General features: G+C 60.6%; 21 protein-coding genes. 8 read left to right on the top strand and 13 right to left on the bottom strand.

Translation table 11 applies throughout. The annotated features are described in order from the left end of the window. Nucleotides 1-3: 3 nt before the first annotated feature. On the top strand, nucleotides 4-2694 hold the full coding sequence (locus AC1RMF_RS13375; RefSeq protein ID WP_493142041.1) for a bifunctional acetate--CoA ligase family protein/GNAT family N-acetyltransferase: 2691 nt from the start codon (nucleotides 4-6) through the stop codon (nucleotides 2692-2694). A 29-nt stretch (nucleotides 2695-2723) separates the two neighbouring features. On the opposite strand, the gene aqpZ is transcribed toward AC1RMF_RS13375, so the two are convergent. Together aqpZ and AC1RMF_RS13365 are read right to left on the bottom strand one after the other, a co-directional pair. Further along, complete coding sequence (aqpZ, locus tag AC1RMF_RS13370; RefSeq protein WP_493142039.1) at nucleotides 2724-3425, bottom strand: aquaporin Z; 702 nt, start codon at nucleotides 3423-3425, stop codon at nucleotides 2724-2726. 91 nt (nucleotides 3426-3516) lie between these two features. Then, nucleotides 3517-3795, bottom strand: a complete 279-nt coding sequence (locus tag AC1RMF_RS13365; protein WP_493142038.1) for a hypothetical protein — start codon at nucleotides 3793-3795, stop codon at nucleotides 3517-3519. Between the two features lie 161 nt (nucleotides 3796-3956). Here AC1RMF_RS13365 and AC1RMF_RS13360 point away from each other — a divergent pair, with 161 nt between their 5' ends. Next, nucleotides 3957-4556: an OmpW/AlkL family protein gene (locus tag AC1RMF_RS13360; RefSeq protein WP_342620960.1), complete on the top strand. Its 600-nt coding sequence runs from the start codon at nucleotides 3957-3959 to the stop codon at nucleotides 4554-4556. Between the two features lie 39 nt (nucleotides 4557-4595). On the opposite strand, the gene AC1RMF_RS13355 is transcribed toward AC1RMF_RS13360, so the two are convergent. The 5 genes from AC1RMF_RS13355 to AC1RMF_RS13335 all read right to left on the bottom strand — a co-directional run bounded on the left by AC1RMF_RS13355 (nucleotide 4596) and on the right by AC1RMF_RS13335 (nucleotide 9234). Continuing rightward, complete coding sequence (locus AC1RMF_RS13355) at nucleotides 4596-5993, bottom strand: Y-family DNA polymerase (RefSeq protein ID WP_493142037.1); 1398 nt, start codon at nucleotides 5991-5993, stop codon at nucleotides 4596-4598. Further along, entirely contained in the window at nucleotides 5962-6663 is a 702-nt protein-coding gene (imuA, locus tag AC1RMF_RS13350; RefSeq protein ID WP_493142035.1) for a translesion DNA synthesis-associated protein ImuA, read from the bottom strand. The genes AC1RMF_RS13355 and imuA overlap by 32 nt, the downstream gene beginning before the upstream one ends. 65 nt (nucleotides 6664-6728) lie before the next feature. After that, entirely contained in the window at nucleotides 6729-7211 is a 483-nt protein-coding gene (locus tag AC1RMF_RS13345) for a hypothetical protein (protein ID WP_493142033.1), read from the bottom strand. 38 nt (nucleotides 7212-7249) lie between these two features. Continuing rightward, complete coding sequence (locus AC1RMF_RS13340; RefSeq protein ID WP_493142031.1) at nucleotides 7250-7900, bottom strand: hypothetical protein; 651 nt, start codon at nucleotides 7898-7900, stop codon at nucleotides 7250-7252. A gap of 101 nt (nucleotides 7901-8001) precedes the next feature. Then, nucleotides 8002-9234 carry a multidrug effflux MFS transporter gene (locus AC1RMF_RS13335; protein ID WP_342620955.1) on the bottom strand — a complete coding sequence of 411 codons (1233 nt, stop codon included), beginning with the start codon at nucleotides 9232-9234 and terminating at the stop codon, nucleotides 8002-8004. A gap of 139 nt (nucleotides 9235-9373) precedes the next feature. On the opposite strand from AC1RMF_RS13335, the gene AC1RMF_RS13330 reads away from it, so the two are divergent. Both AC1RMF_RS13330 and AC1RMF_RS13325 read left to right on the top strand, forming a co-directional pair. Then, nucleotides 9374-11053 (top strand): AMP-binding protein, encoded by a 1680-nt coding sequence (locus AC1RMF_RS13330; RefSeq protein ID WP_493142029.1) that lies wholly within the window; start codon nucleotides 9374-9376, stop codon nucleotides 11051-11053. A 55-nt stretch (nucleotides 11054-11108) separates the two neighbouring features. Next, nucleotides 11109-12326, top strand: a complete 1218-nt coding sequence (locus tag AC1RMF_RS13325) for an EAL domain-containing protein (protein ID WP_493142028.1) — start codon at nucleotides 11109-11111, stop codon at nucleotides 12324-12326. Between the two features lie 11 nt (nucleotides 12327-12337). On the opposite strand, the gene AC1RMF_RS13320 is transcribed toward AC1RMF_RS13325, so the two are convergent. Further along, complete coding sequence (locus AC1RMF_RS13320) at nucleotides 12338-13264, bottom strand: PfkB family carbohydrate kinase (protein WP_493142027.1); 927 nt, start codon at nucleotides 13262-13264, stop codon at nucleotides 12338-12340. A 142-nt stretch (nucleotides 13265-13406) separates the two neighbouring features. On the opposite strand from AC1RMF_RS13320, the gene AC1RMF_RS13315 reads away from it, so the two are divergent. Beyond that, the gene (locus tag AC1RMF_RS13315) at nucleotides 13407-14084 is read left to right on the top strand and encodes a transaldolase family protein (RefSeq protein WP_493142025.1); all 678 of its coding nucleotides are present in this window, start codon (nucleotides 13407-13409) and stop codon (nucleotides 14082-14084) included. A 106-nt stretch (nucleotides 14085-14190) separates the two neighbouring features. Here the strand turns inward: AC1RMF_RS13315 and phaP are convergent, their stop codons facing one another. Next, on the bottom strand, nucleotides 14191-14736 hold the full coding sequence (phaP, locus tag AC1RMF_RS13310; RefSeq protein ID WP_493142024.1) for a TIGR01841 family phasin: 546 nt from the start codon (nucleotides 14734-14736) through the stop codon (nucleotides 14191-14193). Between the two features lie 160 nt (nucleotides 14737-14896). Then, complete coding sequence (locus AC1RMF_RS13305) at nucleotides 14897-17341, bottom strand: adenosylcobalamin-dependent ribonucleoside-diphosphate reductase (protein WP_493142022.1); 2445 nt, start codon at nucleotides 17339-17341, stop codon at nucleotides 14897-14899. 225 nt (nucleotides 17342-17566) lie between these two features. On the opposite strand from AC1RMF_RS13305, the gene AC1RMF_RS13300 reads away from it, so the two are divergent. Continuing rightward, nucleotides 17567-19804, top strand: coding sequence for an NADP-dependent isocitrate dehydrogenase (locus AC1RMF_RS13300; RefSeq protein ID WP_342620948.1), 2238 nt, complete (start codon nucleotides 17567-17569; stop codon nucleotides 19802-19804). Between the two features lie 49 nt (nucleotides 19805-19853). Here AC1RMF_RS13300 and AC1RMF_RS13295 read toward each other — a convergent pair whose 3' ends face one another. Continuing rightward, nucleotides 19854-21086, bottom strand: coding sequence for an NAD(P)/FAD-dependent oxidoreductase (locus tag AC1RMF_RS13295; RefSeq protein WP_493142019.1), 1233 nt, complete (start codon nucleotides 21084-21086; stop codon nucleotides 19854-19856). 82 nt (nucleotides 21087-21168) lie between these two features. After that, nucleotides 21169-22299, bottom strand: a complete 1131-nt coding sequence (locus AC1RMF_RS13290; protein ID WP_342620946.1) for a branched-chain amino acid ABC transporter substrate-binding protein — start codon at nucleotides 22297-22299, stop codon at nucleotides 21169-21171. Nucleotides 22300-22463: 164 nt separating this feature from the next. Between AC1RMF_RS13290 and AC1RMF_RS13285 the strand changes: the two genes are divergently transcribed. Continuing rightward, entirely contained in the window at nucleotides 22464-23489 is a 1026-nt protein-coding gene (locus AC1RMF_RS13285; RefSeq protein ID WP_493142017.1) for a trans-3-hydroxy-L-proline dehydratase, read from the top strand. A gap of 7 nt (nucleotides 23490-23496) precedes the next feature. Here the strand turns inward: AC1RMF_RS13285 and AC1RMF_RS13280 are convergent, their stop codons facing one another. Beyond that, nucleotides 23497-24189 carry a YceH family protein gene (locus AC1RMF_RS13280; protein ID WP_493142015.1) on the bottom strand — a complete coding sequence of 231 codons (693 nt, stop codon included), beginning with the start codon at nucleotides 24187-24189 and terminating at the stop codon, nucleotides 23497-23499. Between the two features lie 228 nt (nucleotides 24190-24417). On the opposite strand from AC1RMF_RS13280, the gene AC1RMF_RS13275 reads away from it, so the two are divergent. Beyond that, the gene (locus tag AC1RMF_RS13275; RefSeq protein WP_493142014.1) at nucleotides 24418-26574 is read left to right on the top strand and encodes a TonB-dependent receptor; all 2157 of its coding nucleotides are present in this window, start codon (nucleotides 24418-24420) and stop codon (nucleotides 26572-26574) included. Nucleotides 26575-26589: the final 15 nt, after the last annotated feature.

Genomic DNA, 26589 nt, shown 5'->3' with positions numbered 1-26589 from the left:
ACCATGGACAAACACTACCTCTCCCCCCTCTTTGCCCCGCAATCGATTCTGGTCTTCGCCGGCTCCACCGGGAACCCGGAGAGCCTCACACTGCAGGCCAGCCAGCTGGTTGCCAACCTGAAGGCGCAGACCTACAAAGGCACGCTGCACTTTCTGGACATCCACAGCAGCGGCACACTGGCCGAGCTGGCGCAAAGCCGGGCGGACCTGGCCATCATCGCCTTGCCGGCGGAAGAGGTCGTGGCTGCGCTGGAAGTGGCGGGCCGCATGACCTGCCGCTCCGCCGTCATCATTTCCAGCGGCATCAGCGCCGAACAGGCCGCGGCCTTGAAGAAGGTGGCCAAGCGCGAAAACGTGCAACTGCTGGGCCCCAACTGCCTGGGCTTTCAGAACCCGCTGCTGCAGCTCAATGCCAGCGTGGCGGGCGACCTGGCCAATAGCGGTTCGCTGGCACTGGTGTCGCAGTCGGGTGCACTCACCGCCTCCATGCTGGACTGGGCCAGCAAGAACGCCGTGGGGTTTTCATCCGTGGTTTCCCTGGGCCCCAACACCGCAGTGGACATTGCCCAGGTACTGGACTACCTGGCCAACGATGCCCGCACACAAAGCATCATCGTCTACCTAGAAGGCATCTCCAACGCACGCCGCTTCATGAGTGCCCTGCGCTCAGCAGCCAATGCCAAGCCGGTGATCGTGCTCAAGGCCGGGCGCAAGCCCGCAGGCAACCAGGCGGCACAGACGCACAGCGGCACCATTGTCGGCAGCGACGACGTGTTCGACGCGGCCCTGCGACGTGCCGGTGCGGTGCGCGTCACCTCGTTTGTGGAACTGTTCTCCGCGGCCAAGTGCCTGGCTTCGCGCTACCGCCCGGTGGGGCAGCGCCTAGCCATCGTCACCAACGGGGGCGGCCCCGGCGTGCTGGCGGCAGATTGGGTCAATGAAATCCATCTGCACCTGGGCAAGCTCTCAGAACAGTCAGCAGCCGACCTCAAGGCCAAGGTGCCGGAACTGGCGTCGCTGAGCGATCTGATCGACCTGTCTGAAGAAGCCTCGGCCGAACACTACAAGGCCGCCGTCATTGCCGCCGACCACGACGCATCCATAGACGGTGTGCTGGTGATCTTCTCGCCCAAGACCGGCGCAGACTCCATCGGCATCGCCAAGGCCATGGCGGAGATCAAGAAGTCCATGGGCAAACCGCTGCTGTCCTGCTGGATGGGTGACGCCACCGTGGGTGAGGCACGTGTGCTGCTCAACGCTGCAGCAATTCCCACCTTCCGCACGCCCGAGGCTGCCGTGGGTGCCTTTGGCAACATCGCCACCTTCTACCAGAACCAGCGCCTGCTGCAGCAGACTCCGCCGCCCCTGTCCACCCTGGGCAAGCCCGACATCGAAGGCGCGCGCCTGATCATTGAGAGCGTGCTGGCCGAACGGCGCAAGGTGCTCACCGAAATGGAGTCCAAGACGCTGCTGTCGTGCTTCCACATTCCGGTGACGCAGACCATTCTGGCGCGCAACGCCAGCGAGGCCATGATGATCTCGGCACAGTTGGGCTTTCCGGTGGCGCTCAAGATCGATTCGCCCGACATCAGCCACAAGTCGGATGTGCAGGGCGTGGCGCTCAACATCATGAATGCCACCAGTGCGCGCGACAACTACAACGACATGGTGGAACGCGTGCGGCGCATCATGCCGCAAGCCCGCATCAATGGCGTGACGGTACAGAAGATGGCACATGCCCGCCGTGGCCGCGAGATCTATGTGGGTCTGGTCACCGATGATCCGTTCGGCCCGGTGATCGTGTTTGGCGCGGGCGGCACCATGATCGAACTGCTCAATGACCGCGCCATGGAATTGCCGCCGCTCAACCAGTTCCTGGCGCGCCGCCTGATAGACCGCTCGCGCGTGTCCGAGACCCTGGGCGAGTGGCGTGGCGCCAGCGCGGTGGACATGGACGCGCTGGAACAGGTGCTGCTGCGCGTGTCAGAAATGGTGTGCGAACTGCCGCACCTGCGCGAGATGGATATCAACCCCATCATCGTGGACGAGTCCGGTGCCGTGGCGGTGGATGCGCGCATCGTCATCGACAACGCACCCCAAGCCAGCAGTGGCCGCGCCAGCGACTACCACCATCTGTCCATCCTGCCCTACCCGGCCCGCTACGAGAAAACCTTGCCGCTGCGCGGTGGTGGCGAATACACGATTCGCCCCATCCACCCGGACGACGCCACCATGCTCAAGAAGCTGGTGAGCGAGCTCTCGCCGCAGAGCCGCTATTTCCGCTTTGTATCGAGCATGGCCGAGTTGCCGCCCGCCATGCTGGCGCGCTTCACGCTGATCGACTACGACCGCGAGATGGCGTTGGTGGCCATCATCAAGGAACGCACCGCCAACCAGGAGGGTGAAATCACCGAGACCGAGCGCCTGGTGGGTGTGTCGCGCTACGTCACCAACCCCGACCAATCGAGCTGCGAATTCGCGCTGGTGGTGGCCGACGATTTCAATGGCAAGGGCATGGGCTCACGCCTGATGGAGAGCATCATGGACGTGGCCCGCGAAAAAGGCCTGAGCGAAATCGAAGGCCTGGTGCTGGCCAACAACTCCGGCATGCTCAAACTCATGCGCGGCCTGGGCTACCACGTGAAGAGCTATCCGGATGATCCGGATTTCAAGCTAGTCACGCATAGTCTCTAGCCTATTCACATCCAGGCCACGCTTTTGTCTCACGCTTCGTCAGACAGGATGGCGTTGTAGACCAGCGCCCCCAGCACCGCACCGGCAATTGGTGCAACCCAGAACAGCCACAAGTCACCCAACGCACCGGTTTGCGCAAACAACGCAGGGCCGGTGCTGCGCGCCGGGTTCACGGAGGTGTTGGAGACGGGGATCGACACCAGGTGAATCAGCGTCAGGCACAAACCAATGGCCAGACCACCAAAACCACCCGCGGCTTTTTTCGCGGTAGCGCCCAGAATGACAACCAGAAAGATGGCCGTCATCACCACCTCGCACACCAGCACGGACAACAGGCCGAAGCCGCCGGGCGAGTTGGCACCATAGCCATTGCTGGCAAAGCCACCCACGCCCTGGAACCCGGCTTTGCCGGAGACGATCACGTACAACACTGCGGCGGCGGCAATCGCGCCCAGCACCTGCGCAATGATGTAGCCCGGCAACTCGGCAGCCGAGAAACGCTTGCCCACGACCAGACCAATCGATACCGCGGGGTTGAAATGCCCGCCCGAGATGGGGCCGAATGCGTAGGCACCCGTGACCACGGTCAAGCCGAAGGCCAGAGACACCCCCAGCAGACCAATGCCTACCCCCGGAAATGCGGCGGCCAGAACGGCACTGCCGCAACCTCCCAGAGTGAGCCAGAAAGTCCCCAGGAATTCGGCCGACCATTTTGCTTTGTTGCTGACCATTGTTATTGCTCCTTTGCTGCGTCAGTTGAAGTTACATGCAAACGGGACGAAATACGCCCCGTTTGCATTAGATCATTAGATGATTGATTGCCTACTTCGCGCAAGCCTGGCCCTTGACCGGGTGGTTGCCTTTGGCCTTGGCTTCCGCCTCGCTCATGTATTCGCCGGACTTGGTCTTTCCATAGAACTTGGAGCCTTCACAGTGGTAGATCTTGGAGCTGCTATTGACCCAGACCTTGCCTGCGCCACCTGTGGCAGCGGTCTTGGCGGGTGCAGCGACACTGACTTTGGCTGCTGGTACGGTGGTGGCTGTTTGAGCCCATGCGGTTGCGGCACAGAGTATGCCGATCACGATGACCAACGAACGCATTCTTGTTTTTTTCGTGGTGTTTACTGCCGTGGCACATGAAACGTAGCTTGTGTATATGCGCTTTCTCTACTGGCTTTGATTTTTCGCAAACACATCCATATGTATCTATTGTGAAATTGCTACTAGGTATTTCCCTAGGCAACTACATAAAGGTATTCCATATGAAAAAACACGTTCTGACCGCTTTGGCTATCGCTGCCGCCTCTTTGGTAAGCACGCAGGCATTTGCACAAGCCAAGGAAGGACCGTGGATGGTTCGCGCACGCGCAGTCAGCCTCTCCAGCGCCAATACGGATTCCACCGGCTTGGGCTTGAGCGTCAATGACATCGTTCTGCCCGAAGTGGACTTCAGCTACTTTTTCACACCGAATATCGCCGCAGAACTGATTCTGACGGTGCCACAACAGCATGACGTGCGTTTGAACGGTAACAAGATCGGCACACTCTCGCAACTGCCTCCCACTCTGCTGGTGCAATACCACTTCAACCTCAACGGCTACAAGCCTTATGTGGGTGCCGGTATCAACTACACCAAGTTCACTGCCAATGACATTCTGGGCGGCGCGGTGACGACCGACGGCTCCAGCTGGGGCGGCGCGTTGCAAGTGGGCGTGGACATTCCTCTGTCGGGCAATATGTACTTCAACTTCGACGTGAAGAAGGTCCTGATTGGTACCAACATCAACGCGGGTGGCAATAGCCTGGGTTCGTTGCGCGTGGATCCTCTGCTGGTCGGTGTGGGTCTGGGCTGGCGCTTCTAAGCCGGCTTTCACAGCTTCACAGCAACCACGGTGTTTGCATCAGGCAAACAGGCCGTGCAGGAACCAGCGCAGACCCGGCTCGGCGCTGGTTTTTTTGTGGGCGTGTGTGCGCCCCAGGCGTTCACGGTAAATCCACACCAGACCGGCATGCTCGCTGCGCGCCACGAAGTAGTCGCGCAGTGCGATGCTGTTGTCTTCGAGCCAACCGGCTTCAATGCGCTGCGGCCCGGCCAGCAGTATCAGAGGGCCGTGGTACTGCGGGCATTGCTGCTTGACGCCAAGCGGCAACGGCACCGGTAGCAGCCATGTGGGCAACAGCGCGTTGTCCAATCCCGCATCACCTCCCATCTGCGCTGCGCCATGTGTTGCGTTGGCGCGCACGCATGTCGGAGCAGACGACGGTTTGCCGGATGCGGATGACCAAGGTGCCCACACTTGCATGTGTTCCGGGCAGTGTCGTTCCTGCTGCTGCACGCACGTTACCTGCTCGCGCCCCAGGCGTGCACCCAGGCGTTCCAGCATCTGGTGCAGGCTGTCGCCCTTGCGCACGTCCTCTGGCAACAGACTGTGCGACTCGCCGTGCAAGGCCTGTGTTTGCACGGTACGCAAGTGCAGATAGAGCACAGGTGCCGGCAGTGTGACCTGCGCCAGTTGCTCACCCAGCAGGCGCTGCAGGTGTTGCATATCCTGCGTGGACTCTGCCGTGCGCACCAGCATGCGCCCTTGTGAACTGCCATCATGGTAGGCATCGATGTGCTGGGCGTTGGAGCGCCGTGCATCCAGTTCCCACAGCAACTCCAGTTCCTGCACGCCACGCTGGCGTGCACGCAACCACACCAGCAATTGCGCCAGCAAGCGGCGTGCACCGAACAGCAATGCACTGGCCGACTCCACGGCAGCAGACAGCTCCAGCCGCTGTGCAAACACATCGGGCAGTGTGAGCCACGGATAGACCTCGGGACGCAGACCGTAGGCGCAATCCAGCGCGTCCACCAGTCCCGCACCAAAGCGCCGCACCAATCCGCCGCGTGGCAGGGCACGCAGCTGCCCCCAGGTGTTGCACCCCAGACGCTGCAGGGTGGGCAGATGCTCGCGCGCAGCCGCCAAGCTATGCAGCGGCAAGCTGTGAATGGGCGCGTCCGGCGCACGGGCCCACAGCCGCGCCAAGGCCAGCAGGGCTGTCGCCCCTTGTGCATGGTCCAGCATCACACACGCCTCGCTTTCCAGCAACTGCTGCAGCAGCGAAGCGCGGCCGCCAAAGAGCCGCTCGCTTTGGGACACCTCCAGCACCAGCGATGTGTCCATGCGCGCCACCAGCGGGGTGAAGCGCAAGGCCCACCAGGCCAGTGCCGTGTCCGCATCTACCAGTACCGCAGCATCTGCGCCGGCAACGGGTACAAGCGGTTTATGCGAAAGCTGCAGTGCGATCCAGTGCATAGGCCTGGCTTGATGCGAGTTGTACCTGCATGCGCGCCGAACGCGCCTGCAGATGCAGCGGTTTGTCCAGCGGCGGTCCCCGGCGCTTGAGCAGATGGATCTGCAGCGCGTCCGCTTCCTGCTGGGGCTGAACCTGCAGCCGTAGCGCTGCCGGTGACGCATCTGCAAACGCAGAGGCCGGCCGCATGACAAACAACAATTTGCTGTGCTCTGCCGCGGCCATCTGCAAGCGCCTGAGCTGGTCGCTGCGCACCTGTGGCAACCACGCCAGCACTGCGTCCACATCGGCACAGCGCAGCGCCTGCTCGCAAGCCCACAGGCGAGAGCCCACGGGCTGCGCGCCAACCGACAGCAAGCGGTGCGCAACCAGCCCCTGGGCCGCCAGAGCAGGCACAAACGGCACATGCGGCGGCGCCACCAGCACCACCGGACCTTGCCCGCACTGCGCCAGCGCGGGCAGCAACAGACGCCACTCACAGTGCGCGCCCACAGGCTGCAGGATTTCCGTCAGCGCCCCCACCGGCCAGCCCCCACCGGGCAGCTGCGCATCCAGTACCGCATCGCCCGTGGCCTGCACCTGCTGCGCAGGTGAAGCCAGCGCGTGCGCGTGCCAGACATCGGCATGGATGCCGTGCAGCGAATCGGCGGAGGTACGCGCCAAGGCAGACATGGCAAGGCTTACTTCGAAATACTGTACATTTAAACAGTATAACGATGCAGCCCTTTTTAAGCCACCTACCGCATCAAATCTTCGATGGCATCAACCACCATGTTGGAGCCCACCGCCACCAGCAGCACATCGTTGAGGACACGCACATAGCGGTAGCCCGCAGGCGGAAGACCTATTCGGACCACCACGTCTTGCGGCACGGGGTAGACCACCACGTCACGCTCCAGCCGCTGTCCAAGCTTCCATTTCTTGGCTTGTCCGGGCGGTTGGCATCCGTTGTGTTTCTTGGCCAGTCCCGGAGGGCACTTGCCAGCCCGCCCCTGGGCTTCGTAATACTCGGATGCAGCGGCACGCTGGCGCTCACCGAAATAAGCTCCGATCTGGATATCCACGTTGGCCTGCTCTTCCTGCACCTGCTTCTTCTTGCCTTTGCCATTGCCAGCCCAGTCGGGTTTTTCAGCCAACACGGGTGAAGACAGCGCTGCAAGGCAAAGCAGCAGTACGAGTGAGGAAGTTTTCAGGGTAGAGGGGTTGTTGAAGTGGGTCATGGTTTATTTTCGTTGGGGTTGGTATCTGAAAAAACGCGCTATTTTTTGCCGCCGCCGTGGCTGCCTCCGTCACCGCCGCCGTTGCCACCCGCATGCGACCCATCGGCGGAATCACCCTTTCGGGCATTCTCACGGCTATTGGATTCATGCTTTTCCTTCTGGCCGGCTTGATCGGTCTTGGAAGCGCTGACCAGCGCGCCCAGCTTGAAGCCCAATGCATGGGCAATCTGTCCCCATCCCATACCGGCACTTCGCTCAGACAGCACACCCGTCATCTGAACTTGTGAACCGGTGGGACTGGTGACGCTGCCCCCATTCAGGGCCGCCGCCAGTTGCGCCGGGCTTGGCTGGGTAATGCCTGCCTTGCTCAACTCGGCCTTTGCCAGGGAAAGTGCAATATTCACCTCCCCCGGGCTCAGCTTGGCCGTCGCCGGAGTGAACGTGACTGGCTGATTGGTTGGGGTTTGCACGCCAGTTGGAGCCAGTGTCACGCTCTGACCGCTTTCCAGGCCCTGAACCAGTGCCTTTGCGTTGCTTTGAGAGCCCGCAAAGGTGCTGTAGGAGCTGACCAACCGGGATGTGGACGTTGTTGTCACGGGCCTGTCTTCCACCTTGACAAGGGTTGTCTGCGCGGATGCGCCGAACAGACTGCAGACCAGTAGCGCTGTTGCAATGGATTGCTTGGACATGGAAATCTCCTCCAAATCGGCAAATGTGCCGTTTTCCCATTCTATGAGTCAGCAGAGGAAATTCCGGGGATGTAATGTTTGCTTACAACTCTTCCCGACGCTCACACATGCACCGTGTGTTGCCCGATCTCGGGCCAGCGCCGACGGATCACCAGCCAAGCCACCACGCCAATGCATGCCAGCCCGACCGACGTGGCTGCCAGTGCAACGGTGGAGTGCATGACCAGGGGCGAGATCAGACCAGCCACCACGCCATTGGCCGTGGAGCCAATGAACATCTGCAGGCTCGACGCCATGCCGCGCCGCTCAGGGTGCAGGTCCAGCACCAGCAGAGTGACCACCGGCACCATCATGGCCCAGCCAAAGGCGAAGATGCACATGGGCAACATGGCCCATCCCACATGCGGGGCAAACAGCATATTGGCCAGCAGATTGATCACACCAATGCCCAGCATGATGAGAAAACCATTGCGGATCTGGCGCTTGGGACTGAGCTTGCCAGCGACCTGCCCGCTCACCCACGCCCCGGCCATGATGCCGCCTATGGTCAACAAGAAAAACCAGAAGAAATGCGCTGGCGGCAGCCCCAGATGATCCCCCAGGAACACAGGCGCGCTCAGCACATACAGGAACATGCCGTTGAACGGGATACCGCTGGCCAGCGCCAGCAGAAAGAAACGCGGATCGGAGCCCAGCTTCCAGTACCCCGCCAGCAAATTCCTGGGATGGAAATGCTGGCGCTGCGCCACATGCAGTGTCTCGGGCAACAGGCGGTAGATGGCCAGCCACAAGACCACCCCGACGCCGCACAGAAACCAGAAGATGGCCTGCCAGCCGGCGTGCACCAGTAACCATCCGCCCAACATGGGCGCAATGGCTGGCGCCGCACCAAAGAAGATGGTGACCTGGCTCATGACCTTCTGCGCCTGCGACGGGGGATACATGTCGCGCACGATCGCCCGTGACACCACGATGCCTGCGCCCGTGGACAGCCCCTGCACGGCACGGAAGAAGACGAGTTGCCCGATGCTATGGGCCAACGCGCAACCGATCGAGGCCAGCGTGAAGGCGGTCAAGCCCCACAGCACCACCGGTTTGCGCCCCACACTGTCGGAGATGGCGCCATGAAACAGGCTCATGAACGCAAAGCCAAACAGGTAGGCCGACAAGGTCTGTTGCATCTGCACCGGCGTGGCCTGCAGTGACAAAGCGATTCCTGAAAAGGCCGGCAGATAAGTGTCTATGGAGAACGGCCCCAGCATGCCCAGCAGGGCCAGCAATATGGCAAATGCCCACTGCGGTGCGCGCCATATGGTGTGTGCGTCTGGATTCATTACGTCATTGGAACACGCCGCCGCAAAGCCCCTGCGCCGCTGGCTCTTGGGGCTAACGTGAATAGGGAAATCACCGAATCGCCTCGGTGATTTATCCGGACAATGCCTGTCATACCCACAAGAAAACAAGGAGAGGTACGTGGCGACAAGTAATCTGATGCTGGACTATGTTTACGCGCATGAAGCTGCGCGTTCGGACCACATCTTTCTGTCGCAACCATTGGGCGGTGGCCAGGTGAAAGACTACACCTGGGCCCAGACCATGGACCAGGCACGGCGCATGGCCACGCACATCAAGTCGCTGGGCCTGGAGCCAGGCGCGCGCATTGCCATACTGTCCAAGAACTGTGCCCACTTCTTCATCGCCGAGTTGGCCATCTGGCTCGCAGGCGGCACCACCGTTGCAATCTACCCGACAGAAACTGCCACCACCATCCGCTTCGTGCTCGAACACAGCGGCGCCAGCCTGCTGTTTGTTGGCAAGCTCGACACATGGCAGCAGCAGGCCGCAGGCGTGCCAGCCAGCCTGGCCTGTATTGCCATGCCACTGGCACCCGCGACTCCATTCGAAAGCTGGGACTCGATTACCCGACGCACTTCACCACTGACCGGCAAGGTCCAGCGCGCGCCCACCGACATTGCCTTGCTGATGTACACGTCCGGCTCCACCGGCGAACCCAAGGGCGTGATGCACAGCTTCCAGGCCGCCACCGATGCCAGCGTAGGCATGTGCCATTACTTGCAGCAGTACCTGAAGGCGGAAGAGGAAATGCGGGTACTGTCCTACCTGCCGCTGGCGCATATTTTTGAACGTGCCTGGATCGAATGCGCCTCGCTGGTGGATGGCCGCACGCATGTCTTCTTCGCCGAATCGCAGGAAACCTTTCTGGCCGACCTCAATCGTGCGCGGCCTACCGTATTCCAGTCGGTGCCACGTCTGTGGCTGAAGTTCCAGCAAGGAGTTTTTGCCAAGATTCCCGCAAAAAAACTGGACCGTTTGCTCAGCATTCCGCTGTTGGGAAGGCTGGTTGGGCGCAAGGTGCTCAAAGGCCTGGGGCTGGATCAAGTCATGCTGGCTTCGAGCGGCTCTGCTCCGATTCCCGCCGAGCTGATCCACTGGTACCGTCGCCTGGGTCTGAACCTCATGGAAGGCTACGCCATGACCGAGGACTTTGCGTACTCGCATGCCTCGACACCGCAATTCAATGCGCCGGGCTGTGTAGGCATCCCTTTGCCTGGCGTGGAAGTGCGAATGGGTGATGACGGCGAGGTGCTGATCAAGTCGCCCGGCTGCATGGTGGGCTACTACAAACGGCCGGAGCTCAATGCGGAGGTGTTTACCCAGGACGGTTTCTTTCACACCGGAGACAAGGGCACCCGCACTGCTGACGGTCTGCTGATGCTGACCGGCCGCGTGAAAGAGATCTTCAAGACATCCAAGGGCAAGTACGTGGCGCCGGCCCCCATAGAGAACCTGCTCAACACCCACCCACTGGTCGAAATGAGCATGGTCTCGGGCATGGGCCAGGCATCGGCTTTCGGCATGGTGGTGTTGGCGGAAGATGTGCGGCCCCGCGTTGGTACACCCGAAGTGCGGGCCGAAGTGGAACGCGCCTTGACCCAATTGCTCAAGGACACCAACAGCGTACTGGCCGAATACGAGAATCTGCGCATGCTGGTGGTGGTGCCGGAGCCCTGGTCGGTGGAAAACGGGTTCCTCACCCCGACCATGAAAATCCGACGTAATCGCATCGAAACCTCTGTAAATCCCCAATTGGCAACGTGGTACGAAAACCATGCTTGCGTTCACTGGGCCTGAATGCAGTTGACCACCTGGGCCAAGCCGTGCACGATGCGGGCTCCTGGGGAGAGTAATGAACGCAAGTACGAGCGGCTTCAAGCGAGAGTATCTGGATACCCATGCCACAGTGTTTCAAACTGGTGATTCGGGGGATGCAGCCTACGTCATTGAAAGTGGTTGCGTCGAGATACTGAGCGGCCCGCCGGACACACCCGTGCGCCTGGCGGTGCTGGCTGAAGGCGCCATGTTCGGTGAAGTGGCCTTGCTGGACCACCAACCTCGCACAGCCACCGTCAAGACCCTCATGCCCACCAGCCTGATCCGCATTGACCGTGTGCACGTGGAGGAACTGCTGGTGCGCGCAGATCCGGTAATCCAGTACTTGCTGCGCCTGTTGCTGGAACGCTTTCGCAGCAGCAGCGGCAAATCCCAATCTTCGTCCGGCACACCGGTCAACCTGAATGTCGCGGGCGAGCACTACTCCACACCCGACCTGCATGCGGCAGCCGTGAGGACCCTGTCCCTGGCGCACGACCTGTCCGCGGCCATTGGCTCAAGCCAACTGGAGCTGTTTTACCAACCCATCATCAGCCTCTCCAGCAACACCGTGAACGGCTTTGAGGGCCTGGTGCGCTGGCGCCACCCGACCATGGGGCTGGTCAATCCCGACGAGTTCATTCCCCTGGCTGAGAAAACCGGCCTGATCCACCGCATCGGCGACTGGGTGCTGCGCCGGGGCATGCTCGACTGGCCCCGCCTGCGGGAGCTGTGCAATCCAGCGCCGGGACAAACGCCCTTTGTCAGCCTCAACCTGTCGGGCCCGGAGTTGTGCCAGGACGGCATTGTGGAAAGTGTGCAGCAGCGCCTGGGCGCCATGGACATGCCGCCCCACGAGCTGCGTATAGAACTCACCGAAACCACGGTCATCACCAGTCTGGACCAAGTGACCGACATCACCCAGCGTCTACGCGCCTTGGGCGTGGGCATTGCATTGGACGACTTTGGTACCGGCTATGCGGGCCTGGATTATTTGCAGACCCTGCCGTTTTCCAGTCTCAAGATCGACAAGAGTTTTGTGCAGCAGATGCACACTTCAGAGCGCAGCTTTCAGATCGTCAAGGCCGCACTGGAGCTCTCCAAACGACTGGGCCTGAGCAGCGTGGCAGAAGGCATCGAAGACCGTGAGACGGCGACGGCACTACTGCGCATGGGATGCGATTACGCCCAGGGTTATCTGTTTGCCAAACCCATGCCATTGGAAATGGCCTGCCAGTGGACACCCCGGTTCTGACGACAGAAGCGCTACTGTTGTTGTGACGGTCCGAACAGTTCGGCTCGCGTGGGCGGCTGGCAGCCCGCGCGCGTGCAGTTGATGGCCGCCGCACGCATGGCGTTTTGCAGAGTGGATGCGACCCGCGCGCCAGCGCCGTTCTGCTCCAGCGTCCATTCGGCCAGGCAGTTGCCCCAGAAAGTATCTCCGGCGCCCACGGTATCGACCACACGGACCCTGGGAGCCACATCTTCTGCAACATGGCCGTCCACACTGAGCCAGGCACCCTCAGCGCCAAAGGTCAATGCGATGCGGCTGGCGCCATGGGCCGCGAAAGACTTGGCGATGTCTGCGGCGGTGCGCTTGCTGGCTTCAGCGAATCCCAGCAGTTGCAGATCCTCATCACTGGCCTTGACCCAGTCAGCCAGGGAGGCCACGGCTTTCACCGCTGCCACATAGGTTGCCAGATCCGCCGCCAGCTTGGGGCGCAGATTCACATCCACACTGATCACCCAGCCGCGCGCCTTGGCGCCCTGCAGGATCTCCAGTACCTTTTCATGCTCGGGTGGCACCAGCATCAGGGAGCCGGTATGCAACACGCCCGGAGTCCCCACCGACAGCGCGCGCAGCACTTCGTCCACGCGGTAATCGCGATCGGCAATGCCTTCGCGGTAAAAACCATAGCTGGGCTGGCCATCCTTCACCTGAACCACCGCCAGTGAGGTGGGCAAGCGGCTGTCACCCAAGGTGGTCTGCACCTGGTCTTTGCGCAACTGGGCCAGCATCTGGTCGCCAAACGTGTCTTGCGAGAAGCGGTTGAGAAAGTGGACGCTTGCCCCGCGCAACGCTGCTGCCCTGGCCAGGTTGAATGGGCTGCCGCCCACATGGGGATGCAGCAGGCCGTCCGGCCTGGCAACGCAGTCCATCAAAGCTTCACCAAGTACGTAAATGGATGTCATGGAATGCGCAATACCAAGATGTTGAATGGATGGAACGGTACGTTGCCAATGCCGTGGCGGCACGGACGCGCCATGGGGCGCAGAACGCAACGAATTTTGCCACTACATTAGCCATTCGCCGACCTACGCAAAGGTAACTACCGTGAAACTGTTTCTTGATTCCGCCCTGCCCGCTTCCTGGGCCCTGCCCGCTTCCTGCCCTCCGGTGCAAGGGGTGACCACCAACCCCAGCCTGGTCCTGCAGGCCGGGCTGAGCGTGACGCTGTCAACTTACACCGGGCTGCTGCAGGCTGTGGCAGACGCGGGCTTGCCCGAGCTGATGCTGCAACTGCCAAGGCCTGATGCCACGGAGGCTCTTCAGTGGCTGGACGTGCTGGGCGCCAAGGCGGCGGATGTGGGCGTGACACTGACCATCAAACTGCCTTGCCACACGGACTGGCTGCCCTGCATCCGGGCCATGCAGTCGCGCGACCAGGCTATATTGCTGACCGGCCTGTCCAACCCGGTACAACTGCTTTGGGCGCAGGCCCACCAGGCCCAGTATGTGGCGCCGTATATTGGCCGCCTGGTAGCAGACGGACGCGATGTCTGGCCCCTGATGCAGGCCTGTGTGGCCCTGCAGAACGAAGGTCCGGCACTGCTGGCTGCCAGTATCAAGTCGCCCGATGTGCTGGCGCGGCTGATTGCCTGTGGCGCAGCCGCAGCCACCTTGCCACCGTCGAGTCTGGTGGAATGGGCAGGCGACGCACTGACCGAAGCGGCCATGGCCCAATTCGAAAAAGATGTGGCATCCAGCCAATCCAAGCCTGCACTGCGCTGAGCCGGACCGTCTGCGCCCGCCGTGGAGCAGGCATGAAAAAGGCCACCCGCTTGCGCTGGTGGCCTCTTGTTTTTGGAGCCGCAAGGGCTCCGTACAGCAGCTTGAATTACTTCTTGCGGCTGTTGGTCTTGACGGCGTTCAGCACGTTGTCGGTCACGGCATTGGCTTGCTTTTCAGCAACTTCCACAGCCTTCTTGGCAGATGCCTTGGCGGTGTCCAGTGCGTTCTGGCTGGCAGCCACAGCGGACTTCACCACGGCCACCACGGACTCGGTACCGGCAGGAGCGTTCTTGGCCAGGTTGTCCAGTGCAGCGGTAGCAGTCTTTTGGGCTTCGGCAAACTTGCCTTCGGCAGCAGCAGCCAGTTCAGCGCTGGTTTCGGAGGCAATGGCGTAGACCGAGCGGCCATAAGCGATGGACTTTTCAGCCAGGGGCTTGATCAGCGAAGCTTGGGCAGCCAGCGCGTCGGTGGGGGACTTGGCGCTCAGCACGGAAGTCAGGTCAGCGGTGTCAAACAGAGCGGACTTGGTAGCAGCCAGGTTCAGTGCGACCAGCTTTTCAAAACCGGCAAATGCGGATGCAGCCAGGGCCTGGGCTTCGGCAACGGCAGTCTTGTTGGCAGCCAGGATTTGTTCAACGTTCAATGTAGTCATGCGATTCTCCAAAAGGGTTAAGAAACTTCTGCGCTACGAACATGGACCAGATCAACTTATGTTGCAGTGCAGCATGGACGCAATCTTACGGCGATTTCTGCCGTATGCAAGCGCTTTTTGCTGCAATGCAACAAATTAGAGGTGAACTTCTAGAAGTGCCTCAACCGCAAGTACCCACATGGCCACACTGGGTGCAGTAGTCGCACCCGTCCTTGCGGATCACCGCATAGGCCCCGCATTCACCGCACTTCTTGCCCACCATCGCCGGTGGCATGGCCGGTGTGGCTACTACCGGAGCAGCGGGTGCAGGCGCTACCGCAGTGTCGGCATGGCTTGCGCTCTCGTTGCGGTGCGCGATGATCTGCTGGATGGCATAGGCAATGGCCGCCACTTCCGAATCGTGCCACAGGGGCACCAAGCCACCATCGGCCTTCTGGTACGTGCCCAGCCGCACTGGGCCACGGTCCCAGGCAACCTTGCGCATATCGCGCAACGCACGCTCCAGAAAGCCGCCGCGTGCCGCCAGTGACAGCAGGCGCATGCTGGAGGTGATCCATTGCTGCGACTCGCCACTCTGCCCCAGGGGCATGAAGAATTCGATGGCGCGCTGCACCGTGCCCTTGCCGTCGGCCGTGGGCACCGGCAGGAAGGAGACCACGATGTACAGCGTCTTGTGGCCTTCCTGGGTCCAGTATTCCACCTTCTCCGCCACGGCAGACAAGCCGCCCTTGGGCCGCTTTTCGATCACGGTGCGCATGGGGTCGGCCGGAGCGGCCATGGAATCGGCAGCTGGCGGCGGCTTGGGTGTGCCGGTATCCAGCACGGAACCCAGGATGGCGTTGGGTCGGTAGGTTGCCAGTCCCTTGAGACGGGCACGCCACGCCTGCTGGTACAGGCCCTTGAAGTCCTCGTATGGGTAATCGGCGGGCACGTTCACGGTCTTGGAAATGGCCGTGTCCACCAGCGGCTGCACCGCTTCCATCATGGCAATGTGGTCAGATGCCGCCATGTCCAGCGCCGACACAAAGTAGTCGGGCAACTTGTTCACATCGCCACCCAGCTCGCGGTACAGGCGCCAGGAATGGTCTTCCACCGCGTATTCGCTGGTGCTGCCATCGGATTCCCGTTTCTTGCGGCGGTACATCCAGGAAAACGCTGGTTCGATGCCGTTGGATGCATTGTCTGCAAATGCCAAGCTCACGGTGCCCGTGGGCGCGATGGACAGCAGGTGGCTGTTGCGGATGCCATGTTCACGGATGGATGCCTGGATGTCGGCTGGCAGGCGGCTGGCAAATGTGCCTGCCTTGAGGTAGCCCTCAGCGTCAAACTTGGGGAAGGCACCCTTTTCCTGCGCCAGCTCGACCGACGCGCGGTACGCCGCATCGCGCATGCAGGTGGCAATGCGCTTGGCCATTTCGCGGGCTTCGGCCGAGTCATAGCGCAGGCACAGCATGGTCAGTGTGTTGCCCATGCCGGTGAAGCCCACACCGATGCGGCGCTTGGCGGCGGCTTCCTCACGCTGCTGCGGCAGCGGCCAGAAAGTCACGTCCAGCACGTTGTCCAGTGCGCGCACCTGGGTTGCCACCGATTTGGCAAATGCCTCAAAGTCAAACGCGGCAATACCGTCAAAGCCAAAGGCATTGCGCACAAAGCGCGTCAGGATGATGGGGCCCAGGTCGCAACAGCCATACGGCGGCAGCGGTTGCTCGCCACAGGGATTGGTGGCCGCAATGTCTTCGCAATACGACAGGTTGTTGTCTTCGTTGATGTGGTCCAGGAACAGGATGCCGGGCTCGGCAAAGTCATAGGTGGAGCGCATCACCGTGTCCCACAGCTCGCGGGCAGGCAGCGTGCGGTACACCCACATACCGTCGGCACGCTGATAGGCACCTTGGGCCATGAGATCGGCACCGGGCTTGGCGCGGTGCACCAGCTCCCAGGAGGCGTTGTCGTCCAGCGCGCGCATGAAGCTGTCGGGCATGCCAACTGACACGTTGAAGTTGTTCCAGCGCCCCGGCGTGCGTTTGGCGGTAATGAACTCCAATACGTCCGGATGGTCGATACGCAACACACCCATCTGCGCGCCCCGGCGTGCCCCGGCGCTCTCCACCGTGGAGCAGGACTGGTCAAATACATTGATGTAGCTGCAGGGGCCGGAGGCCATGGAGTGGGTGCCCTTGACCTCGGCGCCCTTGGGGCGGATGCGCGAAAAGTCATAGCCCACGCCACCGCCACGGCGCATGGTTTCTGCGGCCTCGCGCAAGGCCTCGTAGATGCCGGGGTAGCCCGCGTCGTCCACGCCCTGGATGCAATCACCCACGGGCTGCACAAAGCAATTGATCAGAGTGGCCTGGATGTCGGTCCCGGCGGCACTCATGATGCGCCCGGCACCAATGGCGCCTGCGTACAGGTTTTCCAGGAACACGGCTTCGAAATGGCCGCGCTCGGACTCCTTTTCCACACTGGCCAAGGCACGGGCTACGCGCCGAAACACGTCTTCCAGTCCCGTTTCACCCGGTTTGAGGTATTTCTCCTTCAGCACGTCGTGGCTGATGGGTTGCACGTCGCTGTGGCTGGAAGCGGTTTGGGAACGGTCACGTTTCATGAAAATGTCTTTCTAGGGGATTGCGCAGGGCAGTGTTGCCGAACTTGCAGGCCATGGTTTTGAGGCAGGTCAGTGACCATGCTGCCAGGATAGCTGAGCGGGAATTTTGCTTCCACCAGTATCTGTCAGAGACATGCAGGTTTTGAACGGGATAATAGGGGGTTGATCACAATTCAGCGGTTTTCTTCTTTTTACCCCATATCCCTTTCGCTCAAGAGGACATCAATGACGACACAAAAGTCAAAAATCATCTACACGCTGACCGATGAGGCCCCTTTTCTGGCCACCTGCGCGTTTTTGCCCATCATCCGCACCTTCGCCGCTCCGGCCGGCATTGAGGTAGCTGAGAGCGACATTTCCGTTGCGGCCCGCGTGCTGGGCACCTTCCCGGAATATCTGACAGAGTCCCAGCGTGTTCCCGACAACCTGGCCGAACTGGGCAAGCTGACCTTCAAGCCCGAAGCCAACATCATCAAGTTGCCCAACATCAGCGCCTCGGTGGGTCAGCTGATTGCATGCATTCGCGAACTGCAGAGCAAGGGCTACGCCATTCCTGACTATCCGGAAGATCCCAAGACCGAAGAAGAAAAGGCCATCCGCGCACGCTACGCCAAATGCATTGGCTCTGCCGTGAACCCGGTGCTGCGCGAAGGCAACTCGGATCGCCGCGCACCCAAGGCCGTCAAGGAATTTGCCCGCAAGAACCCGCACAGCATGGCCGAGTGGAGCCAGGCATCGCGCTCGCACGTGTCCCACATGCACCATGGCGACTTCTACCACGGCGAAAAGTCCATCACGCTGGATCGCGCCCGCAACGTCAAGATGGAACTCATCACCAAGAGCGGCAAGACCATTGTCCTCAAGCCCAAGGTCGCCCTGCTGGACCGTGAAGTCATTGACTCCATGTTCATGAGCAAGAAGGCGCTGCTGGAGTTCTACGAGAAGGAAATCGAGGACGCACACAAGACCGGCGTGATGTTCTCCCTGCACGTCAAGGCCACCATGATGAAGGTGTCCCACCCCATCGTGTTCGGCCACTGCGTCAAGATCTTCTACAAGGACGCATTTGCCAAGCACGGCGATCTGTTCAAGGAACTGGGTGTCAACGTCAACAACGGCATGGCCGACCTGTACGCCAAGATCGCCACACTGCCGCAAAGCAAGCAGGACGAGATCAAGCGCGACCTGCACGCCTGCCACGAGCACCGCCCCGAACTGGCCATGGTGGACTCTGCCAAGGGCATCACCAACTTCCATTCGCCCAACGACGTGATCGTGGACGCTTCCATGCCCGCCATGATCCGCAACGGCGGCAAGATGTGGGGCGCCGACGGCCGCCTGAAGGACGTCAAGGCCGTAATGCCCGAATCGACCTTCGCCCGCATCTACCAAGAGATCATCAACTTCTGCAAGTGGCACGGCGCCTTCGATCCCAAGACCATGGGCACGGTGCCCAATGTCGGTCTGATGGCCCAGCAGGCCGAGGAGTACGGCTCGCACGACAAGACCTTCGAGATCCCCGAAGACGGCGTGGCCAACATCACCGATCTGGAAACCGGCGAAGTGCTGCTGAGCCAGAACGTGGAAACCGGCGACATCTGGCGCATGTGCCAATGCAAGGACGCTGCCATCCGCGACTGGGTCAAGCTGGCCGTAACCCGCGCCCGCAACTCCGGCATGCCCGTGGTGTTCTGGCTGGACAGCTACCGTCCGCACGAAGCCCAGCTGATCACCAAGGTCAAGATGTACCTGCATGAGCACGACACCACCGGCCTGGACATCCAGATCATGAGCCAAGTGCGCGCCATGCGCTACACACTGGAGCGCGTCATCCGCGGTCTGGACACCATCAGCGCCACCGGCAACATCCTGCGCGACTACCTGACCGACCTATTCCCCATCATGGAACTGGGCACCTCGGCCAAGATGCTGTCCATCGTGCCCCTGATGGCAGGCGGCGGCATGTACGAAACCGGCGCTGGCGGCTCTGCCCCCAAGCACGTGCAGCAGTTGGTGGAAGAAAACCACCTGCGCTGGGACTCGTTGGGTGAATTCCTGGCGCTGGCAGTTTCCCTGGAAGACCTAGGTCTGAAGACCGGAAATAAGCAGGCCGTGATCCTGGCCAAGGCACTGGATGCAGCCACCGGAAAACTGCTGGACAACAACAAGGGCCCGTCGCCCAAAACCGGCCAGCTCGACAACCGCGGCAGCCAGTTCTATCTGGCCACGTACTGGGCGCAAGAACTCGCGGCGCAGACTGAAGACAAGGCACTGGCCGCACAGTTCACCAAGCTGGCCAAGACCCTGACCGAGAACGAAGCTACCATCGTGGCCGAACTCTCAGCAGTGCAAGGCAAGCCGGCGGACATCGGCGGCTACTACCTGGCCGACAAGCAGAAGGTCACGGATGTCATGCGTCCGAGCGCAACTTTCAACGCCGTGCTGGAAAAAGCAATGGCCTGATTTTTCGCCGTGAAGTGACAGGAACGGGGGCAGCAATGCCCCCGTTTTTTTATTGGAAGCGCGTTGCCGCAAATGGCCTCAGATCCAGCACCGACTCCCTAGCGGCGATCTGGTCTGCTACCACCATGCCGCTCAAACCACCCAGCGTCAATCCAATGTGCTGATGGCCGAAGGCGTAGATGACCCGTGCGGACGCACTGGATCGGCCCAGCACCGGCAGGCCATCCGGCAAGGTGGGGCGGAACCCCAACCAGGGCGCGGTGGGTGAGCCCAGTTGCGGCAGTGCGCGCTGGGACGAGAAATGCAGAAGGTCCAGCAGGCCCAGATGTTTTGCTGGCCCCAGTCCCGCCAACTCCACGGCCCCCGCGACGCGTATACCTTGCTTCATCGGCGTCATGTAGAAGCCGCGCTCCGCCCAGCCCACCGGTCGGGATATCAGATGCGAAGTACCCGGATACATCAGGTGGTAGCCGCGCTCTGCTTCCAACGGAACCTTATCGCCACACTGCGCGGCCAAGGGACCGGAATGGGCACCGGTACACAGGGCAACATGGTCGTGCTGTATCTCGCCGTCTGCTGTTCCCAGTATCACGTTGTCTGGCAGGGGCTTGAGCGACTGCACCTGCGTAGCGCGAACCTGCAGCCCCTTATCCAGCAGCCAGCTCTGCAAGGTATGCAGAAAGGCCGAAGGATCCGACAGATGCCAGGAGCCTTCAAACAATGCGCCGCGTTCAAACAGAGGCTGCAGCGATGGCTCCAAGGTACGTACTTCGGCCTTCTGCAGAATGCGTGTCTTCACGCCCAGGGCGCTACGCAATTCCAGAGTGGGGCGGGATGCCTCAAAGTTGGCCGCACTCGAATACAGGTACAAGCACTCGCGCGGACAGATGAAGCCGTCCAGACCGGCTTGCGCCACCATGTCGGTGTACCCGCTCTGCGCACGACCCAGCAGTTGCGCCAGCGCCGTGGCCGAACGGGTGTAACGCTGTGTGGTGGAGCTGCGCAAAAAGCCCAGCAGCCAAGGCATGAGTTGCGGCAGATAGCCCCAGCGCAAACGCAAGGGACTGCTGGGCGAGAACAGGTAGCGCGGCAGATCGCGAAACACCGTGGGGTTGTTGACCGGTATGCAGGCGTAGTTGGCAAAGGTGCCGGCATTGCCAAACGACGCACCACCAGCCGCACCGACCGGGTCATACAAGGTGACTTGATGTCCATCCCGCATCAGCCAATAGGCCGATGACAAACCCACAAATCCCGCACCGATCACCGCAACGTTAGCCATAGTTTCCTACCTGCTCTGTCAATGAAAAAAGGCAGCAGCCATTACAGCTGCTGCCTTGATCACGCGTAAAGCGTGCCGATGATTATTGCACCGGTGTAGGCATGCCTGCCTTGAACGTGTAGACGGTGATAGGCGCCTTTTGCAGGTTGCCCTTTTCGTCATACGCGTAGGTGGTCACGATGCCCTTGTAGCTGGCCTTGTGCAGCTCTGCACTGACCTTGGCTGCGTCGGTAGTGCCCAGCTTGGACATGATGCTGGCAACCATCTGGGTCTGGTCGTAGAAGGAAGCAGCGTAAGCATCCGGATCCTGGTTGAAGCGCTTCTTGTAGGCTTCCTTGAATGCAGGACCAGCAGCAACCTTGTCCAGAATGGCGCCGCCCTGTGCGCAGTACACGGTGTCGTTGGCAGCATCACCAGCCAGCTTGCCGGTCTCAGCCACGCAGATGGCATCGCCACCCAGCAGCTTGGCCTTGATGCCCAGACCCTTCATTTGCTTGGTCAGAGGACCAGCTTGTCCAGCGTAACCGCCGTACATGATCACGTCAGGGTTCTTGGCCTTCATGTTGGTCAAGATGGCGTTGAAGTCGGTAGCTTGGTTGGTGGTGTATTCCTGACCCACGATGGTCAGGCCCAGTGCCTTGGCTTCCTTGATGAACTCTTCAGCCAGACCTTGGCCGAAAGCGGTACGGTCGTCGATCACGCCGGCAGTCTTGGCCTTCATGGTGTGGAAGGCGTACTGTGCCAAGCTGGTACCAATCAAGTTGTCGCCAGCAATGATACGGAACACGCTCTTGTATCCGCCCATGGTGACCTTGGGGTTGCTGCCCACGGTGGACAGAATGGCGCCGCCTTCGTCATACACCTTGGAAGCAGGAATGGCCACACCAGAGCAATAGGGTCCCATCACGAACTTGATGCCAGCATCGGTCATCTTCTGTGCCACGGCCACACCGGCCTTGGGATCGCACTGGTCGTCTTCAGACACCAGCTCCAGCTTCAAGGTCTTGCCAGCAACCGTCATTTTCTTGGCGTTGATGTCGTCAACGGCCATGCGGATACCGTTTTCATTGTCCTTACCAGCAAAGGCATTGGAACCGGAGAGTGGGCCAGTGTGGCCAATCTTCACGGTAATGTCTTCTGCGTATGCAGAGCCTGCCATGCACACGACGGCTGCAGCTGCCACCAGGGGCATAAGCTTGGATTGAAATTTCATACGAACTAACTTTCTATTAAGAAAAAAAACACAGTTCCGGTTATGCAAGATGCGGGCCTAAACTTGTAGCGTGTAAACCCTTAAGTCATGCTTTTAGTTGGTGCACTTTTGATGCAAGTCTAATCATGACATGATGCACACAGCACAAATCACTATTTATAGCCATGAAGACCAACAAAGTTATCCACGTGGTGAGCTGCCATGCAGCGGGTGAAGTCGGCGATGTCATCGTCGGTGGAGTCGCGCCGCCACCAGGGGACAGCATCTGGGAGCAGTCGCGTTTCATCGCGCGTGACGAGACACTGCGCAACTTCGTTCTCAACGAACCGCGCGGTGGCGTGTTCCGTCATGTCAATCTGCTAGTACCCCCGAAAAACCCGGCTGCACAAATGGGCTGGATCATCATGGAGCCCAGTGATACACCGCCCATGTCGGGCTCCAACTCCATCTGTGTAGCGACCGTTTTATTGGAGACCGGCATCATCCCGATGCAGGAGCCTGTGACCAAAATGGTGCTCGAACCACCTGGTGGATTGATCGAAGTCACGGCCACATGCAAGGACGGGAAAGCCGAGCGCATCGCAGTTCGCAACGTGCCGTCGTTTGCAGCTAAATTGGATTCGCATTTGGAGGTAGCAGGCCTTGGCACTTTGGTAGTAGATACGGCATACGGTGGTGATAGTTTTGTGATTGTGGATGCACAAAAACTGGGCTTTTCCATAACACCGAATGAGGCGCGCGAATTAGCTGAACTAGGTATGCGCATCACACAGGCAGCGACTGAACAACTAGGTTTTGTGCACCCCACCAACCCGGACTGGAAACATATATCTTTCTGCCAGTTCGCCGGTCCGCTCAAGCAGGAGAACGGTATCTGGACGGGCGCCAATGCGGTTGCCATTCGTCCCGGAAAAATAGACCGCTCCCCCACCGGCACCGGTTGCTCTGCACGCATGGCCGTACTGCATGCCAAGGGTCTGATGCAAGTGGGAGACCGCTACCTGGCACGCTCCATCATCGGCAGTGAATTTGCATGCCATATTGAATCAGCGACCACGATTGGCGGTCAGAGCGCAATCCTGCCCGTGATATCGGGCACTGCGTGGATCACGGGCACGCACCAGCACACGCTGGACCCTACGGACCCTTACCCTTCGGGCTACCGGCTGTCCGATACCTGGCCGATGTAGACCGGCTTTAGTTCGGGGTGTCGGCCGCAGCGTCCGCCGAGATCCCCAACTCGCCGCAGAGCTTGTGCACGATGCTGCGCAACTCGGCCACTTCTCGCTCCAGCCTTTCGATGCGCTCGTTGTTGCCGCTTGCGCCGTGGCTCACACGACCCGATTCCAGGGCCTGCACATCCACTTCACCACACAACAGATGTGCCCAACGCTGCTCACGGGTGCCGGCAAGGCGTGGCAACTTGACGACCAATGGCCCGCCTTTTTCTTCTGACCGCTCCAGCAGCTCCTCCAGGAAACCTTCCACGGAAGAGATGTCCGCAAATTTGTACCAGCGCTCGGTATTGAGCCGCAGCTCACCGGCTGTCTGCGGTCCGCGCAGCATCAGCATGCCCAGCAACACCGCCGCTTGCTCATACACACCGACGCCGCGCTGAAAGTTGTGGGTGAACTTGGTGGTGCGTCCACCGGTCGTCTCGTGCACCAGCCCTTGCTCGCGCAGACTGGCCACCGCACTGGCCACCTGGGACTCATCGAGTTCCATCAAGGGGTCGCGACTGGTTTTCTGGTTGCACCCCAGCGTCAGTGAGTTGAGGGACAAAGGATAGCTGTCGGGCACTGTGCGCGCTTTTTCCATCAGCGTGCCCAGGACGCGGGCTTCAATATCGGTGAGCAAGGGACGGACGGGAGTCGGTGTGGGAGTGGTCATAAGACAGATGTTGTTTTTAGACCCATTCTATAGACCGGTTCGACATCCGTTAATGCGAATGGTTCTCATTTGTGTATAATGTAAAGCGTCCGTTAACCCCAGCCAGCCACATCACGCAGCATCCCGCTGTACGTGCCATAGCCAGCCAAATCAAACCCAAAGGTCTGTTTAGCTATGCCACGTTCTCTTTCTTCCAAAAAACGCCTTCGCAACGCCGCCGCGATGCCTATGCACTGCTCGCCGACATCTGCCACGGCCCTGCTGCCACTGGGGGCGCTGTTGCTCGCCGGTTCGCTCAACGTATGTGCCCAGGCCGTGCAGGACACTCCAGCAGGTGAAGAGACCAAAACGCTCAAGCCGGTCACCATTTCCGGCACACGGGATCGCAACAGCCAGACATACCAGAGCGGCGTGGTGTCGGTGGGCAAGACACAGGCTGCCGCCAAGGACATCCCACAATCGTTGACGGTTGTCACCGAAAAGCTCATTCACGACGAAGGCAAGGACACGCTCAAGGGCGCCTTGCAAAACGTCCCCGGCATTACCTTTGAAGCCGGCGAAGGCGGGCGCATCGGCGACAACATCCGCCTGCGTGGCTTTACCGTGGCTGGCGACATCTATCTGGACGGCATGCGTGACATCGCCCAGTACAACCGCGACACCTTCAACCTGCAGAACATCGAAGTGCTGCGCGGCTCCGCCTCCATGCTGTTTGGTCGCGGTTCTACTGGCGGCGTGGTCAACCAGGTCAGCAAGCAGGCACACAAGGGAACCGCATCGGAGATCAACACCACCGTAGGCACCGACAACTACCTGCGCCTGGATGGTGACTTCAACGTCGCCACCAGTGAAGATTCGGCATTGCGCTTCGACCTCATGTCCACCGACTGGGATGGCCGCGCAGACAAGGCTGGCACCCATCGCCGCGGGCTGGCCGCCGATTACGGCATCGGTCTGGGCACCACGGACGAATGGCACTTCAGCGTGTACCACCTGGACTACAACGACAAGCCGGATCTGGGCGGCCGCTGGCTGCAGGGCGCGCCGGCACCACTGCCCACCGACAAGTGGTATGGCGTGGATTCCGACTACCAGCGCGACAGTGCCGATATCGCCACCGCTTCGTACACACACTACTTTGATGACGGCAGCAGCCTCAAGACCAAGGTGCGTGACGGCCAATACCGTCGGGACCTGTGGGCAACACAGCTCAACGCCTTTGCGAATACCGTCACGCAAGACAACCTGAACGGCAACACCACCGTCAACCGCGGCAACCAGACCCGCGCCGGTGAAGAGCACCACACCTTCTTGCAGAGCGACTACCTGACCCGAGGCGAATGGTTCAACCTGAAGCAGGAACTGCTGCTGGGCGCTGAATACGCACTGGAGCGCTCCACCCGCTATACCTACTCCAACGTACCGGCCAAACCGGCCACTACTGTGGCCGCAGCCAGCAATGCCGCAGTCGCAGACACTCGCATCAAGAACTGGGCCAACACGTTCAAAGCCACCACGCTGGGCCTGTATGTCCAGGATACCGTCTCCCTCACCGACTTCTGGAAAGTGGTGGCGGGTCTGCGCTGGGACCAGTTCGGCGGCGACTATGACCGCCTGACCGGTGGCACCCTGTCACGCACCGACTCGGTCTGGAGCAAGCGCCTGGGCCTGATGTACCAACCCACCGATGCAGTGAGCTATTACGCTTCCTACGGCACTTCCTTCAACACCTCGGGCGACCTCTACCAGTACGACGCCAACACGGCCAACACACCACCGGAGAGCAGCCGCAACATAGAAGTCGGCATCAAGTGGGAGCTGGCCGATGGCGACCTCTCGGTACGCACGGCACTGGCCCGCACCGACAAGTACAACGAACGCAATACCGACATCAACCAGAGCACCGGTGAATACCTGCTCTCGGGCCAACGCCACACCGACTCGCTGGAGTTTGAAGTCCAGGGCAAGCTGACTGAACGCTGGGAAATTTTTGCCGGATTGGTGTTCATGAACGGTGTGATCGACCAGGCGGGATCCAGTGCCGCGTCGCAAGCCACGGTCGGCCTCAACCCCGGCCTGACACCTGCCAAGCAAGCCAATCTGTGGACCACCTACCGCCTGGATGACAAATGGCGCGTTGGCGGCGGCATCACAGCGGTGAGCGAAAACCATCCGGCCTCTTCGAGCGCTGCAAGCCTGGCCAACACCGCGCCCGGTTATGTGAAGGCCGATGCCTTGGTCGAATACCAGATCAACCCACGCAACGCCCTCAAGCTCAATATCGACAACGTGGGTGACACCGTCTACTACAGCTCGCTCTACCAAGGCTGGCCCAGTCTGGCACCGGGACGTAGCGTGCGTCTGACCTGGACCGCCAACCTCTGAACCCGACAGGAAACC

The sequence above is a fragment of the Rhodoferax sp. GW822-FHT04A08 genome, assembly GCF_058801025.1.
Note: the sequence above shows the minus strand (reverse complement) of the source record. Positions and strands in the feature narration are given on the sequence as shown.